This window comes from Lentibacillus halophilus, assembly GCF_055395055.1.
In genome coordinates, this window is record NZ_AP043750.1 from 1,075,836 (window position 1) to 1,093,467 (window position 17,632).

Genomic DNA, 17,632 nt, shown 5'->3' on the forward strand with positions numbered 1-17,632 from the left:
AAACAATGGTTAAGTGACCAAGGGCGCACGGTGGATGCCTTGGCACCGGGAGCCGATGAAGGACGGGACCAACACCGATATGCCCTGGGGAGTCGTAAGCAGACGTTGATCCGGGGATTTCCGAATGGGGGAACCCGCTGTCCGTAATGGGACAGCATGCGTATCTGAATTCATAGGATGCGCACGGCACACCCGGGGAACTGAAACATCTCAGTACCCGGAGGAAAAGAAAGCAAACGCGATTTCCCGAGTAGCGGCGAGCGAAACGGAACCAGCCCAAACCGGAAAGATAGCTTTCCGGGGTTGATAGGACACTCCATCGGAGTCATCAAGAAATGGCTTAGACGAAACGGTCTGGAATGACCGGCCGGAGAAGGTAAGAGCCCTGTAGTCGACAAGCCATTTCCTCCGGAGTGGATCCTGAGTACGGCGGAACACGAGAAATTCCGTCGGAATCTGGGAGGACCATCTCCCAAGGCTAAATACTCCCCGGTGACCGATAGTGAACCAGTACCGTGAGGGAAAGGTGAAAAGCACCCCGGAAGGGGAGTGAAAAAGACCCTGAAACCGTGCGCCTACAAGTAGTCGGAGCCCGTTAATGGGTGACGGCGTACCTTTTGTAGAATGGACCGGCGAGTTGCGTTCGTATGCAAGGTTAAGTGGCCAACACGGAGCCGTAGCGAAAGCGAGTCTGAAGCAGGGCGCATAAGTATACGGGCGCAGACCCGAAACCGTGTGATCTACCCATGTCCAGGGTGAAGGTCAGGTAACACTGACAGGAGGCCCGAACCCACGTATGTTGAAAAATGCGGGGATGAGGTGTGGGTAGAGGTGAAATGCCAATCGAACACGGAGATAGCTGGTTCTCTCCGAAATAGCTTTAGGGCTAGCCTCAAGGCATGCGTTCCGGAGGTAGAGCACTGATTGAACGAGGGGCCCTCATCGGGTTACCGAATTCAGTCAAACTCCGAATGCCGGCAACGTAACACCTTGGGAGTCAGACCATGGGTGATAAGGTTCATGGTCGAGAGGGAAACAGCCCAGACCGCCAGCTAAGGTCCCCAAGTATACGTTAAGTGGAAAAGGATGTGGCGTTGCCCGGACAACCAGTATGTTGGCTTAGAAGCAGCCATCATTTAAAGAGTGCGTAATAGCTCACTGGTCGAGTGACGCTGCGCCGATAATGTAGCGGGGCTAAACGTATCACCGAAGCTGCGGATTGTTCATGCGAACAATGGTAGGAGAGCGTTCCGGATGCTGCGAAGTCGGACCGTGAGGACCGGTGGAGCGTCTGGAAGTGAGAATGCCGGTATGAGTAGCGAAAAAAGAGTGAGAATCTCTTTCACCGAATGCCTAAGGGTTCCTGAGGAAGGTTCGTCCGCTCAGGGTAAGTCGGGACCTAAGCCGAGGCCGAAAGGCGTAGGCGATGGCTAACAGGTCGATAATCCTGTACCACCTCGTGAGCGTTGGAACGATGGGGGGACGCAGAAGGATACGGAAAGCGCACCGATGGATGTGTGCGTCCAAGCAGCAAGGGTGTTGGGCAGGCAAATCCGCTCAACGGATCCTGAGCTGTGACGGGGAGGGAAATCAAGTACCGAAGTTCCGGATTTCACACTGCCGAGAAAAGCCTCTAGTGAGTTCACAGGTGCCCGTACCGCAAACCGACACAGGTAGGCACGGAGAGTATCCGAAGGTGTTCGGGAGACCTCTCGTTAAGGAACTCGGCAAAATGACCCCGTAACCTCGGGAGAAGGGGTGCTCACTTACGTGAGCCGCAGTGACCAGGCCCAAGCGACTGTTTACCAAAAACACAGGTCTCTGCAAAGCCGAAAGGCGATGTATAGGGACTGACACCTGCCCGGTGCTGGAAGGTTAAGGGGATGCGTTAGCGCGCTCGGCGCGCGAAGCGTTGAACCGAAGCCCCAGTAAACGGCGGCCGTAACTATAACGGTCCTAAGGTAGCGAAATTCCTTGTCGGGTAAGTTCCGACCCGCACGAAAGGTGCAACGACTTGGGCACTGTCTCAACGAGAGACCCGGTGAAATTATACTATGCGTGAAGATGCGCATTACCCGCGACAGGACGGAAAGACCCCGTGGAGCTTTACTGCATCTTGATATTGAATGTTGGTGCAGCTTGTACAGGATAGGTGGGAGCCGTCGAAGCGTGAGCGCCAGCTTACGTGGAGGCATCCGTGGGATACCACCCCGGCTGTACGAACATTCTAACCCAGGGCCGTGATCCGGTCCGGAGACAGTGTCAGGCAGGCAGTTTGACTGGGGCGGTCGCCTCCCAAAAGGTAACGGAGGCGCCCAAAGGTTCCCTCCGAATGGTTGGAAATCATTCACAGCGTGCAAAGGCATAAGGGAGCTTGACTGCGAGACTGACACGTCGAGCAGGGACGAAAGTCGGGCTTAGTGATCCGGTGGTTCCGCATGGAAGGGCCATCGCTCAACGGATAAAAGCTACCCCGGGGATAACAGGCTTATCTCCCCCAAGAGTTCACATCGACGGGGAGGTTTGGCACCTCGATGTCGGCTCATCGCATCCTGGGGCTGTAGTCGGTCCCAAGGGTTGGGCTGTTCGCCCATTAAAGCGGTACGCGAGCTGGGTTCAGAACGTCGTGAGACAGTTCGGTCCCTATCCGTCGTGGGCGCTGGAAGTTTGAGAGGAGCTGTCCTTAGTACGAGAGGACCGGGATGGACACACCGCTGGTGCACCAGTTGTTCCGCCAGGAGCACGGCTGGGTGGCTACGTGTGGTCAGGATAAGTGCTGAAAGCATCTAAGCATGAAGCCCCCCTCAAGATGAAACTTCCCATCACGTTCAGTGAGTAAGATCCCTCCAAGACGAGGAGGTAGATAGGTCCGGGGTGGAAGCGTGGCAACACGTGAAGCTGACGGATACTAATCGATCGAGGACTTAACCACACTTCCATATTGGAATGGCCTAACGTTCTTATTCCGTTTTCAGGGTGCAATTGAAAAAACCCTTGCATTTTTCGACGATAATCGCTATAATAATCCTTGTCCTTGATGACATCGGGTTTGGGTATCAATCATCGTCTATTGTCACAACTTAGGTCTGGCGGTATTAGCGGAGAGGACACACCTGTTCCCATGCCGAACACAGCCGTTAAGCTCTCCAGCGCCGATGGTAGTTGGGGCTTTGCCCCCGCGAGAGTAGGACGCCGCCAGGCATATTTTATATGTTTATTTATAGTTGCTGCTGATGTGATGAATAAAGCAAAACAGCTGTGAGAAGCGTATCATCACCGAAACTAAATTGTTTCACCAGCAATTTTATTTTATTCCACAGTAGCTCAGCGGTAGAGCTATCGGCTGTTAACCGATCGGTCGCAGGTTCGAATCCTGCCTGTGGAGCCATATTGCTTCCATAGCTCAGTCGGTAGAGCGCTTCCATGGTAAGGAAGAGGTCGCCGGTTCGAGTCCGGCTGGAAGCTCTTACTCAAACGTTGAAATGGCGCTGTTCTTGTTGGCAAAAAGATCAGTGTCAATTTTTTATGTAAAAGCCTTCTTGACTGGCGACTTAGGTGGCTTATATTATATAATTAGCTAAAATTATCCGGTCTTCCATATGCTAAATCAGGAGTGTTCTTATGTCTTTTCTTTTTCTTCTTGCTGCTATTGTGACGGTAATGGAAGTATTCGTAGCGGTATACCTTATAAAGAAACATAAAATGAAACTCTGGCAGTCATTGTATTCATCATTACCTGTGATTGTTGTTGTTTGGATTGCTGCATATATGTACTCTTAAAAAAACATGTGCTCTTCATAATCCGGAAGAAAGACAATCGTTCGACTTCAACAATCAATAGTTTTCTTTGACTCATTCGTCTCAGTAAAAAATTTGTCTATCCTCTTTACAAAAATGGAAATCCTGTATATAATATGATTCGTCGGTTTCCGACATTACATACATTTGAATTCTCCCGCTTTTAACGGCCCGTTGGTCAAGTGGTTAAGACACCGCCCTTTCACGGCGGTAACACGGGTTCGAATCCCGTACGGGCCACCACTTTCTTTTTGAAGATAGAAGTGAACACGTGTCTATCTCGTTGCAGAACTGATAAGGAGGATTAGCTCAGCCGGGAGAGCACTTGCCTTACAAGCAAGGGGTCGCAGGTTCGATCCCTGCATCCTCCACCATTTCGTTTGCATGAATAAACAACTAAGCAACGGAACATACTATATATGAGCTATCTGACTTGTAACTGGAAGAACCAACCGTCAATACTCACCCAATATGCTGCTATATGCAAGTTTTTAACGGGTGTGAATTCAAACCATCCATGCCATAAGAAAATGCTTTATTAATATCATATGCCGGCCTAGCTCAACTGGCAGAGCAACTGACTTGTAATCAGTAGGTTGGGGGTTCGAGTCCTCTGGCCGGCACCATATTTATTTTTTTACGTATAATTTTACAACTAACCTGTTAGAATAACTACGGAGGGGTAGCGAAGTTGGCCAAACGCGGCGGACTGTAAATCCGCTCCCTCAGGGTTCGGGGGTTCGAGTCCCTCCCCCTCCACCATATGTTAAATTGGGCTATAGCCAAGCGGTAAGGCATCGGGTTTTGATCCCGTGATTCGCTGGTTCGAATCCAGCTAGCCCAGTCCTTGTTGTTTAAAATTACTATACGAATATCCAGGATGTAATGGCACACGTTATGAATCCTGATAACATCAATGTTAAATGGGAATCGGGTTCTTCCAAGATGATTCACACCATAAAAGACTGGCACAAATGCATAATACATATTATAATGAAATAAACAAGGTCGTTATGAATGTTAACAGCCTTGTTTATTTGCATTTTATGCTGTATTTCTACATAATAGAAGCAGCAAAAAAGATAAACAAATGGTGCTGTATACCGTATAATATTGGAAAAAGGATGAGGTGGCATGAGGACATCCAGGATTCCCGGTTTTTATAATATGACGGTTGAAGATCGACGCGAATTGCTTTCGAATATGAATATTTTTACAGAAGAAGACACAGCGTACCTGTTTTCCAATGAACCGTTACCGACGACCACCGCTGATAATATGATAGAAAACGTAGTTGGTACTTTTCCACTTCCCATGGGACTGGGACTGAATTTCTTGATTAACGGCAAGGAATATGCGGTGCCGATGGCGATTGAGGAAGCGTCCGTTGTTGCTTCGGCAAGCCACATTGCCAAGATCGTCAGAAATGCCGGCGGATTTAAAACAAAAGCAAACAACCGTATCATGATTGGCCAGATCCAGGTTGTCGGGTGTGAAGATGTTCAAACAGCGAAGGAAACCATAGTAAACGAAAAAAATCGTTTGATTGATGAAGCGAATGCTGCATATCCCAGTTTAGTGAACAGAGGCGGCGGCGCAGAAGACGTGAATGTCAGAATCTTGAATGAAGATGCGGGTTCCAAATACAGTCAAATGCTCATCCTTCATATATATATTAATACGTGCGATGCGATGGGGGCAAATATTATCAACACAATGGTTGAGTCTTTGGCTCCAACTGTTGAAAATTTGACAGGCGGAAAAGTATATTTGAGAATTCTTTCCAATTATCCGGATCGTTGCCTCGCAAAGGCACGTTGTGTCATACCGCCTGAATTACTTGCAACAGAGAAATTTTCAGGCCAAAACGTACGGGATGGGATCATTCATGCATATGAATTTGCAGCATCCGATCCTTATCGGGCGGTGACGCATAATAAAGGGATTATGAATGGAATTGATCCAGTTGTCATTGCAACAGGCAATGACTGGCGGGCTGTGGAAGCCGGAGCTCATGCATATGCCGCGCGTGATGGTCACTATGGGTCGATGACGACTTGGTCTGTCGATGACGAAGGAAATCTTATCGGTGAATTGGAGCTGCCCATGGCTATTGGAACCGTCGGTGGTTCAACTCATGTTCATCCTGTTTCCAGGATAGCTCATAAATTATTAAATGTTGACTCAGCACAAGAACTTGCACAGGTTGTTGTAGCTGTCGGACTGGCCCAAAACCTCGGGGCGTTAAAGGCTTTAGCAACGGATGGAATACAGAAAGGACATATGGCTTTGCATTCCAGATCCGTAGCGATTACAGCAGGAGCCACAGGGGAGATGATAGACGTGATATCACGGCGATTGATTGAAGAAAACGAAATCCGTGTCGGAAAAGCTAAAGAATTGGTGGAAGAGTATACAAAATGAGTGCAGAAAAAGCGACAACGTCCGTACAAACAGCTACCGGCGTAGCTCATAGCAAATTCATCCTCATAGGGGAACATGCGGTTGTACACGGACAGCCGGCCATAGCTCTCCCTTTTCCATTAGTAGGGGTTGAGTCCGTCGTTGATTATGTGCCCGGATCGGTGAAACTGGATAGTACCTTCTATTATGGACCGATTGAAACAGCTCCCGATTCGCTGGACGGATTAACGAACTGTATCCGGAAAACACTGACGAAACTGGATTTGCCATGTTCCGATTTGTTAATCCGGATTAAGTCATCGATACCTCCGGGTAAAGGCCTTGGATCCAGCGCATCCGTAGCCATTGCGGTTATTCGTTCTCTTTTTGCCTATGCTGAACAGGACTACACAGAGGAGGATATTCTCGAACTAGCGGATATATCGGAGCGGTATGCCCATGGAGAGCCCAGTGGGATTGATACATTGACCATCACCTCTGAATTACCGATCTGGTATGAGAAAGACCGTCCTATGTGTCGTATTGAGCCCAAAGGTGACTTCTATTTTATTGTTGCCGACTCGGGTCGTATGGGGGATACACGTTCAGCGGTTGAATCCGTCGCTGATTTGATCAAGTCGGCACCAAAACGAATACAGTCCAAGCTGGACCGAATTGGTGAAGTGACTCATCGTGCCCGAAATGCGTTGGAAAGTGCAAGCAAGCATCTGCTTGGCCAGATGCTGAATGAGGCACAGAAAGAACTGGAGGCACTTGGTGTCAGTGACGCCGGCTTGAATAGACTGATTTATTTTGCCCGACAGGAGGGTGCCCTTGGTGCCAAATTGACAGGAGGCGGCAATGGGGGCTGTATCATTGCATTGGCCCGCAATGAAGTACACTCCAGACAGCTTAGTGAAAAACTGAAAAAATTCGGGGCGCATGCTGTATGGTCTTTCGCATTGAAAAAGAGCTGATTAAAGGGAAGATTTTAAAGGAGTAGAAACATGAAGGCAACCGCAAAAGCCCATACAAATATTGCTTTAATCAAATATTGGGGAAAACGGGACGAGTCATTGATCCTGCCTATGAACAACAGTTTGTCATTGACGTTGGATGGCTTTTATACATCGACCACCGTTGAATTCCGCAACGACTTATTGGAAGATGTTTTTTATCTAGATGACAAAACAGTTACCGGAAATGAATACTATCGGGTGACGTCTTTTCTCGATCTTATACGGAAGCAAGCGGGAAACGATGGTTTGTTTGCGGAAATTCGGTCGGCCAATCAGGTGCCGACAGCTGCAGGGTTTGCATCCTCTGCTTCGGGATTTGCTGCTCTGGCCACAGCCGCAGTAAAAGCGCTTGGATTGCCGTATAGTAATCAGGAGTTATCTGTACTCACCAGACAGGGATCAGGATCAGCGTGCCGTTCGATTTACGGTGGGTTTGTCGAATGGCAGCAAGGAACCAAGGCAGACGGAACCGACTCGTATGCTGTCCAGGTGGCGAACGCCAACGATTGGGATATACGGGTGGCAGCCGTTGTTCTATCTTCAGACGCAAAAAAAGTATTAAGCAGAGAAGGCATGAAACGAACGGTGGAGACCTCACCATTTTATTCAGGTTGGCTGGAAAGTGTCCCCTCGGATCTTCAAGCAATCAAAGCTGGAATTAAGGAAAAAGATTTTGAACAAGTCGGGTCGATATCTGAGGCGAACTGTTTGCGCATGCATGCGACAACATTGGGTGCTAATCCACCGTTTATGTATTGGCAAAGCACTACATTTCTTATTATGGAAGCCGTCCGTGCTTTGAGAGCTGATGGGATTTCGGCTTATTTTACGATTGATGCCGGCCCGAATGTGAAGGTGCTCTATATGCCAAAAGATGAAGAAGCCGTCCAGCATAAGCTTCGTTCGGTTCCTGGTGTTCGTAATGTTATTGTAAGCAGACCTGGCTCGGGAATATCCTGCATGTAGGAGTTGAACGTATTGTCTAATTCGCCATTAACGGCACGCGTCCCCGGCAAACTGATGATTGCAGGGGAATTTGCTGTGCTTGAGCCATATCAGAAGCTCGCTGTCATGGCTGTCGACCGTTTTGTTTATGCAACGCTGGAAGAAAAGGGAGAGAATCTTGTTTCGCTGGATGCGTATGATTTGCGCGGCTTGGCGTGGACGTACAAGGCAGGTGCCGTCGATGTGAAAACGGATGATTCCCGTATCTCTTTTATTGAGAATGCAATGTCCGTTGTTTATACTTATTTGCTTGAGAATCATGTTACGCCAAACTATTTTCATCTATCTATACGAAGTGAGCTGGATGATGCATCTGGTCGAAAATACGGTCTGGGCTCGAGTGCGGCGGCTGTTACATCAGTCGTTTATATTATGCTTGCCAAATATCTTTGCGAAAAACCATCTGAGCCGTTGGTTTTCAAGCTGGCGGCTATGTCACATGTCTTAACGCAGGGGAGCGGTTCCGGCGCAGACGTTGCTGCATCGTCCTACGGGGGATGGCTGGAATATTCATCATTTCAGGCGGATTGGCTGACGACGATGTATGAACAAACAGACAGTATCACGGAACTTGTGGAAAAGGACTGGCCCTATTTTTCCATAACCCCCATTGATCTCCCGGAAGATATTCATATGTGCATTGGCTGGACAGGGTCACCTGCGTCAACATCGGAGTTGGTCGGGAAAATTTCTACGCTGAAACGGTCTTGCCCTGCTGTATATAATGATTTTTTAAGCAACAGTCAACAAGCTGTCACTACGTTTTTGCATGGCTTTCAAACAGGAGAATCTGCATCGGTTATTGAAGGAATTAGACAAAACAGAAACGCTCTGGAATCACTTGGAAAAAACGCTGATACTGCTATTGAAACCCCCACACTTACCACGCTGTGTGACCTTGCCGAGGCGTTCGGAGGTGCAGGCAAACCATCCGGTGCAGGAGGTGGTGACTGTGGAATTGCTTTTATGCCATCGAAAGAAAAAGCCAAACAATTGTTGCAGACATGGAAGGAAGCAGGTATCAAACCGCTGGATATGCATCCGTGCAAAACGGGTGCTTCACTCGTATAGCAGGCCGTCCAATGCATGACATGACGGGCCTGCTTTTTTAATTTCAACACTATGGTGCCTAAGGGGTCGGTGTCCATTCTCTTTGTCCAATATCCCTTATGCATATATATACAATATGATGTCGAGTTGAGTCATTGTTTTTCTTTTAGCTATAATAAGGCAAGAGGGGGGCAAGCATTATGAATCAATCAATATCCATTATTGGTGTACCAATGGATCTTGGTCAAAACAGACGCGGTGTTGATATGGGCCCGAGCGCTATCCGTTATGCTGGAATTATAGAACGGTTGGAGAACTTAAAGATCCATATCGCGGATTTGGATGATGTCCCGGTGTCCCGACCGGATACTCGGAAAGAAGTAAAAGATGGTCACTTGCTGAATTTGCAGCAAGTGGCAGACAGTAACTGGAAACTTGCCGAAATGGTGGATCAGGAAATAACAAAAAACCGTTTTCCATTGGTGCTTGGCGGCGATCACAGTATTGCTATCGGCAGTCTTGCGGGTGCAGCCAAACATAATGATAATCTAGGTGTTATTTGGTATGACGCGCATGGCGATCTAAATACAGTAGATACATCGCCTTCAGGAAATATACACGGGATGCCGCTTGCAGTCAGTCTTGGCATCGGCGAAGAAAAACTCACGTCGATTTTTGGTTATACACCTAAAGTGAAACCTGAGAATATCGTCATCATCGGGGCACGTTCGCTTGATCCCGGCGAAAAAGAGTTGATTCGGGATAAAGGGATTACGGTTTACTCAATGCATGAAATTGACCGGCTTGGGATGTCGCAAGTGATGAATAATACGATTTCCTATTTACGGGAACAAACAGATGGTGTCCATTTAAGTCTTGACTTGGATGGCCTTGATCCGGAAGAAGCACCTGGGGTCGGCACACCGGTCATTGGCGGACTGACCTATCGTGAAAGTCATTTGGCAATGGAAATGTTGGCTGAAGCCGATATCCTTACATCAGCCGAATTTGTAGAAGTGAATCCCATCCTTGACGATCAAAATAAAACGGCCACTATGGCGGTTGGCCTGATGGGGTCGCTGTTTGGTGAAAAACTGAAGTAATATGTAAACAAAACATTGCTGTTAAAGGCATCCATTTGCTGGATGTCTTTGTGTATCCCCTGAATGTATTCCTCTTTTTATATATGGAATACTTAACCACAAATGCAGACCGAAGTTGGCAGTCACCCCACCCATAACTAGATAGAAAAGCCCCTTCATACATGCTTCAAATGTGGAACCAATCAACCGGGTGAATAACCTGTTTGGATGAGAGGTTACACTTCATTTTTACGCTTATAAATAAACATGATACACTTAGATATGTGATATAATAAGAATGGCTGCGTAGAAAACTGCAGCGTACATATGTGCGGAAGGAAGTGTGAACGTGCTTGATGGGGGATTTTTGGGTTTGCTTCGAATCGGCGTGGACATAGCGCTGGTCTGGTATGTTATGTATAAATTAATCATGCTGATCAGAGGCACCAAGGCAATTCAGCTTTTAAAGGGAATTGTCATTGTATTGCTCGTCTGGGCGTTCAGCAGTGTATTTGAGCTGCATACCATTCAATATATGACCAACCAAGCTATCCGATGGGGCTTTGTGGTTATTATCATCTTATTTCAACCTGAATTGCGGCGGGCATTGGAACAACTCGGCCGTGGGAATATTTTCTCGCGGAGTTCGAGTTCTGAAGAAGAATTGATTGAGCAGAAAGTGGAAGCGATTGTTCAATCATGTCAATATATGGCTAAGCGACGGATAGGTGCATTAATCTCCATTGAACGTGAAACAGGACTTGGCGATTATGCCGAAACTGGTATCCCGATAAACGGAAATTTAACGCACCAATTGCTGACCAATATCTTCACGCCCAACACACCTCTTCACGATGGAGCGGTTATTATTAAAGATCAAGAAATTTTTGCTGCCGCTTGTTATTTGCCTTTATCTGAAAGCCCGTTTATTTCAAAGGAACTTGGAACGAGACATAGAGCCGCAATGGGCATCAGTGAAGTTACGGATGCGATTACCATTGTTGTATCCGAAGAAACAGGCAGCATATCCTTTACGGAAAATGGCGAACTGAAGCGAAATCTGGATAAGGATGGGTTACGTCGTTATCTGCGGCAGAAACTATCCCAGTCATTAAAAGCCTCTGAATCCAAGTCGCGTCATCATAAGGGGGAAGAGAATGGATAATTGGTTTAAGAGCAGATGGTTTGTCCGTGCCATTTCCTTAGCTTTTGCCGCTGCATTATACATGTTTGTACAGATCGAAAGTGATCAGTACCAAAATGAATCGCGGTTACCGTCGAATGCGAATGCAGACATACAGACAATTGAAAACGTCCCGGTCAATATACGGATCGATGAAGACGAATTTGTTGTCAGTGGTGTGCCTGAGGTTGCAGCTGTTTCGCTTGAAGGATCAATCGGCACATTAACAACGACGGCTCGAAATCAGAACTTTGATTTATATGTTGATCTTGAAGACATGGACCCAGGCACGCATACCGTTGATCTGAAACATACCGGTATTCCGGATGACCTGAATGTCTATATCGAACCAAAGACCATTGAGGTAACGATAGAAGAGCGTGCGTCCAAAACGTTTCCAGTAACGGTTGACTATATTAAAACGGATGAGCTCCCAAAAGGTTATCAAATTGACAGCGCACAAGCTGACCCGGAGCAAGTGATGATAACAACTTCCAAAGACGTCATTGACCAAATTGCCATTATTAAAGCATTTGTCGATGTCTCAGAGCAAAAGGAATCGATAGATAGTCGCGAGGTGCCCGTAAAGGTATATGATGCCAGTGGAAATGAATTAAATGCACGAGTAGAGCCACCCAATACCAATGTTTCAGTTCAAATCAGTCATGCAAGCAAATCGGTTCCGGTAAGTGTGGAAACGACCGGCGAGTTGCCAGATGGGTATTCGTTGGCTTCCAAATCGGCTGGTGTAAAAAACGTGACAGTGTATGCCGAAAGTGACACCCTGCAAAAAATAGAGAAGGTTTCGACTGAAAAGATCAATTTAGCAGATATAACAGAGTCAGGGACGATTAATGCAACATTGGATTTACCAGATGATGTCACCACTGTTTCGGGTAAAGATACTGTTCAGGTGACCATTAAACTGGATCGGTCTAAAACGGTTAAAAATGTTCCAATCAACGTAGAAAACCTTGATGATGGACAAGATATTTCGTTTATCAATCCGGAGAGTCCGAAGATGGATCTTACTGTAACAGGTAGTCAAACCAGTGTCAGTAAAGTTTCTAAAGACGATTTCCATATTTCGTTGAATGCAGCGAAACTTGAAAAAGGTCAACACGACGTTGCCATTTCCGTAAAAGGTCCTGATTTAGTCGATATAAGCGGAAAACAGAAAGAAGCAACGATTAAAATTTCGTGAATGACGCATTCATGGCAATGGCTTTGATGTATGGTGAAACGGATGTAAAGGAGAGGTACAATATGGGAAAGTATTTTGGAACAGATGGTGTCAGAGGAATAGCCAATACGGAATTGACCTCGGAATTAGCATATAAATTGGGTCGATTCGGTGGTTATGCTCTGACAAAAGGCGCAGAAAAACCCAAAGTTTTAATTGGTCGGGATCCACGGGTATCCGGACATATGCTGGAGGGAGCTCTTGTTTCCGGATTGCTGTCCATTGGTGCGGAAGTGATGCGTCTGGGGGTTATCTCCACACCGGGAGTCGCCTATTTGACCAAGGCAATAAATTCGGAGGCAGGTGTCATGATTTCTGCTTCTCATAACCCGATGGAAGATAACGGTATTAAATTTTTCGGCCCGGATGGTTTTAAATTATCAGATGCGGAGGAAGGAGAAATCGAGCGTCTTATGGATGAAGAGGATCATCTTCCACGCCCATCCGGTGCTGATATCGGTGTGGTGAACAATTATTTTGAAGGCGGGCAGAAGTACCTCTCCTTCCTGAAAGATTCGATTGATAATGATTTTGATGGGTTGGAAATTGCATTGGACTGCGCCCATGGTTCGACATCCAGTCTGGCTGCCCATCTATTTGCTGACCTTGAGGCGGAAATACACTCAATTGGCGCATCACCGGATGGTCTGAACATTAATGATGGTGTCGGTTCCACCCAGCCGGAAGCTTTACAGAAATTCGTGAAAGAAAAAGGCGTTGATGCCGGCCTTGCTTTTGATGGCGACGGTGATCGTCTGATTGCTGTTGATGAATATGGGTCTATTGTTGATGGTGATCAGATTATGTATATTTGCGCTAAACATATGAATGAAAAAGGTATACTCCGGCATCAAACGGTCGTTTCGACTGTCATGAGCAATCTCGGCTTTTATAAGGCGCTGGAAGACAATGGAATGCGAAGCGATAAAACGTTTGTCGGTGACCGTTATGTTATAGAAGAGATGCGTAAAGGTGATTATAACCTAGGTGGCGAACAGTCCGGACACGTCATTTTTCTTGATCATAATACAACGGGTGACGGAATGTTAACGGCTTTGCAGTTAGTGAATGTTATGAAGGAAACAGGGAAACCATTGTCAGAGCTTGCTAGCGAAATGGATATTTATCCGCAAGTGCTTCAAAATGTCCGGGTTATCGACAAACATCAAGCAATGACCAATCAGCGGATACAGGAGACGATAGATGACGTGGAAAAAGAAATGGGCGGAGAAGGTCGTGTACTCGTCCGTCCATCCGGCACTGAACCGCTTGTGCGTGTCATGGTGGAAGCCCCGACGAAAGAAGAATGCGGGAAATACGCTTCCAAAGTTGCCTCGGTCATTGAAAGTCTTCTAGGGATGAAAGAAGAATAATCGGTAGAGCTCCTCCGTGCATAGGAGGAGCTCTTTTACATGATATGTTTTACCTTAGGAAACAGTCTTGCACGAGGAAGATTAAAATGGACAATGCGAATATTTCTTAATTTCCCCAAGAAGGTTGCCATAGACCCATGTGATCCCGGTTTGTTATGATAAAGAAACTGTTTTTCGTTCTTTATTGTTCGTGTGTAGGGGGTATATGGGTAATGGATCAGAAACAACGCAATCGTAAGGCACAAACGGCTTCTTGGGTGGGTATTGCCGGGAATGTGCTATTGGCTGTAATAAAAGGTATAGCCGGATGGGTATCAGGAAGCCGGGCTTTGATTGCTGATGCGGCCCATTCCGCCTCAGATGTTGTCAGTTCGATAGCTGTTCTTGCCGGTATACGGTATGCGGATAAGCCACCGGACAAAGAACATCCCTATGGACACGGGAAGGCAGAAAATGTGGCAGCCATCATTGTCTCCATAATGTTGATTCTGGCCGGACTTGAAATTGCTTGGTCATCCATCCAAGTGTTTTGGAGTGAACGACCGTCAGCACCAACAGAAATTGCCCTGATAGCGATTACTATTTCTATTATTTCCAAAGAGGCGCTTTATCAATACAAATACCGGCTCGGAAAACGAATCAATAGTCCTGCATTAGTGACCGACGCTTGGCACCATCGTTCGGATTCATTGTCATCGCTCGGTGTTTTGTTTGGCGTCGGCGGGGCAATGATCGGGGAATGGATTGGTTGGAGTCAGCTCGTATATCTCGATCCCATAGCTGGTATTGTGGTGGCATTGCTTATTATCATCCTCGGCTATACTATGGCACGCGAATCCATTGACTTGATGTTGGAGAATGTGCTTGACGATGAAAAAAGCAGGCGGTTCATTCTGACGGCACAACATGTGTCAGGCGTAAAGCAGATTGATGAAATACGGGCAAGAGTTCATGGTTCTTACGTTGTTGTTGACCTGAAAATTAGTGTGGATGCTTCTCTTGATGTTGAAAATGCACACGATATCTCAAAAAATGTAAAAAATAAACTGATGCATGACCATAATGATGTCAATGACGTTCTGGTTCACATTAACCCCTATTCACCTGACTGAGCGTCATGGCATCTAGCAAAATAAACAGATATGGATGGGTCAACAGCCCATCCATCGTTTTCAGCCTGTTATGTTTTCCTGCTTTCGTAACAATTGACTCTTTTCAATGGTACTAAAATCCATTCCGGGTGAACAATTTTTTGCTGGGAACATAAACTAACGACATACAGAACCATTGCAAAAAAATAATTGACTAAGATCTCATTTTTCAATTAAAATTAAAAAGCCTGTTTATCATTAAATGAGGCAGCATGTATTCAAACAAAGAAAGGTGGGTAGTTTTTAACGAACGATTCAAAAGCGCCTGAACTATTTTCAGATCGATGAGGAAAATAGTTGACGAGGTGGAGGTTATCGAATGTTTCGGCGGATACCTCCCGATTGCCCATCCCAATCGTGATGCTTGTTTCCGAAAACAATGAGGCAACTTGTTGTACAAGGAAAAAGCAGGATGGATACAAAACAATCACGAGAAAGGGGCAGCAATACGCCCCTATAAAAATAGTTGGTCGTTTGTTGTCCCTTCATCGCAAGGAGGACACAACGATATGTGTGGAATTGTAGGCTATATTGGTGCACATGATACGAAAGAAATATTATTGAACGGCTTGGAAAAACTGGAATACCGTGGCTATGATTCAGCAGGTATGGCCGTTATGAATAATCAGGAATTGAAACGTTTTAAAGTCAAAGGACGCATTGCCGCATTGCGTGAGCGTGTTCCGGATATACGCACCGCAACAATGGGAATCGGCCATACGCGCTGGGCGACACATGGGATGCCAAGCGAAGAAAACGCCCATCCGCATACAAGCGCAACTGGAAGGTTTACCATTGTTCATAATGGTGTCATTGAAAACTACCTTGATTTAAAAAACGAATACTTGCCTGATACCGAACTCCTCAGCAAAACAGACACAGAAATTATTGTACAGCTGATGGAGAAAAACTGTGACGAGACGCAAAGCACGGTGGAGGCATTTCGTGAAACCATTCGTATGCTGAAAGGTTCGTATGCTATTGGGCTTATTGATGCCGAAGATGAGGATACGATGTTTGTTGCTAAAAACAAAAGTCCGTTGCTGATCGGTCTTGGTGATGGTTTTAATGTGATTGCCAGTGATTCGATGGCTACATTAAAAGAAACCGACCAATACCTGGAAATAAATGATCGGGAAATGGTTCTTGTAACCCGTCATGCGGCTGAAATTCAAAAACTCGATGGTTCCATTGTTGAGCGCGAACCGTTTACGGCTCAAATGGATGTACGTGACACGGAAAAAGGCACATATCCGCATTTTATGTTAAAGGAAATAGATGAACAGCCGTTTGTCATGCGCAAGATCATTCAAAAATATCAGGATGAGAATAATCATTTAAAACTTGACGGGGATATACGGCGAGCGATGCAAACATGTGACAGGGTTTATATTATCGCAGCCGGTACCAGTTACCATGCAGGATTGGTTGGTAAGCAATTTATAGAAAAACTGTCTAACATCCCGGTTGAAGTCCATGTAGCGAGTGAATTCTCTTACAACATGCCATTGCTGTCGGATCGCCCATTATTTGTGTTCATTTCCCAAAGCGGCGAGACAGCTGACAGCCGTTCCGTTTTAGTTCAAATAAAAGAAATGGGACATCCGGCACTGACAATCACGAACGTGCCAGGATCCACTCTTTCTCGTGAAGCGGATTATACGTTAAACTTGCACGCCGGGCCGGAAATTGCCGTTGCTTCGACCAAAGCCTATACGGCACAAATGGCTGTGCTGGCCATTTTGGCAGTGGATACAGCTCGGGCTAAAGAAATTGCACTGGATTTTGACCCCATGCAGGAGTTGGCCATCGCCGCCAATGCCATGGAGTCACTGACAGATCAAAAAGAAACCTTTGACGAGCTTGTCCGGGATAACTTCGGAACAACGCGCAATGCCTTTTTCATCGGAAGAAGCACAGACTATTTTGTCTGCTTGGAGGGAGCACTGAAATTGAAAGAAATCTCCTACATTCAGGCAGAAGGCTTTGCCGGTGGTGAATTGAAGCATGGAACGCTTGCTTTGATTGAAGAGGACACTCCGGTCATTGCACTGGCAACACAGGAAAATGTCAATGATTCTATCCGCAGCAACGTGCAGGAAGTTGCTGCACGTGGTGCCAATGCTATGGTGATCAGTATGCATGGATTAGAGCAGGATACCGATGCCTTTGTAATTCCGCATGTCCATGAACTGCTTACGCCTTTAGTCGGCGTTGTCCCAATGCAGCTGCTCGCCTATTACGCAGCACTGCACCGCGGGTGTGACGTTGATAAACCACGAAATCTGGCCAAAAGTGTAACGGTGGAATAGATATATGTTATGC

General features: G+C 46.4%; 10 protein-coding genes, 7 tRNA genes and 2 rRNA genes. All 19 read left to right on the plus strand.

The window, feature by feature from the left end:
* The first annotated feature begins 7 nt into the window (after positions 1–7).
* Positions 8–2,932 (plus strand): 23S ribosomal RNA (locus ACZ5Q7_RS05115).
* Between the two features lie 153 nt (positions 2,933–3,085).
* Positions 3,086–3,201 (plus strand): 5S ribosomal RNA (gene rrf / locus ACZ5Q7_RS05120).
* Between the two features lie 112 nt (positions 3,202–3,313).
* A tRNA-Asn gene (locus tag ACZ5Q7_RS05125) sits at positions 3,314–3,388 on the plus strand.
* A gap of 4 nt (positions 3,389–3,392) precedes the next feature.
* A tRNA-Thr gene (locus ACZ5Q7_RS05130) sits at positions 3,393–3,465 on the plus strand.
* 501 nt (positions 3,466–3,966) lie between these two features.
* A tRNA-Glu gene (locus ACZ5Q7_RS05135) sits at positions 3,967–4,041 on the plus strand.
* Positions 4,042–4,096: 55 nt separating this feature from the next.
* Positions 4,097–4,172, plus strand: a tRNA-Val gene (locus ACZ5Q7_RS05140).
* Positions 4,173–4,348: 176 nt separating this feature from the next.
* Positions 4,349–4,424, plus strand: a tRNA-Thr gene (locus ACZ5Q7_RS05145).
* Between the two features lie 50 nt (positions 4,425–4,474).
* A tRNA-Tyr gene (locus ACZ5Q7_RS05150) sits at positions 4,475–4,560 on the plus strand.
* Positions 4,561–4,570: 10 nt separating this feature from the next.
* A tRNA-Gln gene (locus ACZ5Q7_RS05155) sits at positions 4,571–4,642 on the plus strand.
* Positions 4,643–4,932: 290 nt separating this feature from the next.
* Positions 4,933–6,222 (plus strand): hydroxymethylglutaryl-CoA reductase, degradative, encoded by a 1,290-nt coding sequence (locus ACZ5Q7_RS05160; protein ID WP_343750801.1) that lies wholly within the window; start codon positions 4,933–4,935, stop codon positions 6,220–6,222.
* Positions 6,219–7,178, plus strand: a complete 960-nt coding sequence (gene mvk, locus ACZ5Q7_RS05165) for a mevalonate kinase (protein ID WP_343750802.1) — start codon at positions 6,219–6,221, stop codon at positions 7,176–7,178. Before ACZ5Q7_RS05160 ends, mvk begins: the two co-directional genes overlap by 4 nt.
* A 30-nt stretch (positions 7,179–7,208) precedes the next feature.
* Entirely contained in the window at positions 7,209–8,186 is a 978-nt protein-coding gene (gene mvaD / locus ACZ5Q7_RS05170; RefSeq protein ID WP_343750803.1) for a diphosphomevalonate decarboxylase, read from the plus strand.
* A 12-nt stretch (positions 8,187–8,198) separates the two neighbouring features.
* On the plus strand, positions 8,199–9,296 hold the full coding sequence (locus tag ACZ5Q7_RS05175; protein ID WP_343750804.1) for a phosphomevalonate kinase: 1,098 nt from the start codon (positions 8,199–8,201) through the stop codon (positions 9,294–9,296).
* Between the two features lie 179 nt (positions 9,297–9,475).
* Entirely contained in the window at positions 9,476–10,378 is a 903-nt protein-coding gene (gene rocF / locus ACZ5Q7_RS05180; RefSeq protein ID WP_343750805.1) for an arginase, read from the plus strand.
* A 328-nt stretch (positions 10,379–10,706) separates the two neighbouring features.
* The gene (cdaA, locus tag ACZ5Q7_RS05185) at positions 10,707–11,522 is read left to right on the plus strand and encodes a diadenylate cyclase CdaA (RefSeq protein WP_343750807.1); all 816 of its coding nucleotides are present in this window, start codon (positions 10,707–10,709) and stop codon (positions 11,520–11,522) included.
* A complete protein-coding gene (locus tag ACZ5Q7_RS05190) occupies positions 11,515–12,744 on the plus strand; it encodes a CdaR family protein (RefSeq protein ID WP_343750808.1) in 1,230 nt (409 codons plus the stop codon). Before cdaA ends, ACZ5Q7_RS05190 begins: the two co-directional genes overlap by 8 nt.
* Positions 12,745–12,806: 62 nt before the next feature.
* Entirely contained in the window at positions 12,807–14,156 is a 1,350-nt protein-coding gene (glmM, locus tag ACZ5Q7_RS05195) for a phosphoglucosamine mutase (RefSeq protein WP_343750810.1), read from the plus strand.
* A 212-nt stretch (positions 14,157–14,368) separates the two neighbouring features.
* The gene (locus tag ACZ5Q7_RS05200; RefSeq protein ID WP_343750811.1) at positions 14,369–15,268 is read left to right on the plus strand and encodes a cation diffusion facilitator family transporter; all 900 of its coding nucleotides are present in this window, start codon (positions 14,369–14,371) and stop codon (positions 15,266–15,268) included.
* A 548-nt stretch (positions 15,269–15,816) separates the two neighbouring features.
* Positions 15,817–17,619: a glutamine--fructose-6-phosphate transaminase (isomerizing) gene (gene glmS / locus ACZ5Q7_RS05205; RefSeq protein ID WP_343750812.1), complete on the plus strand. Its 1,803-nt coding sequence runs from the start codon at positions 15,817–15,819 to the stop codon at positions 17,617–17,619.
* The last annotated feature ends 13 nt before the right edge of the window (positions 17,620–17,632 follow it).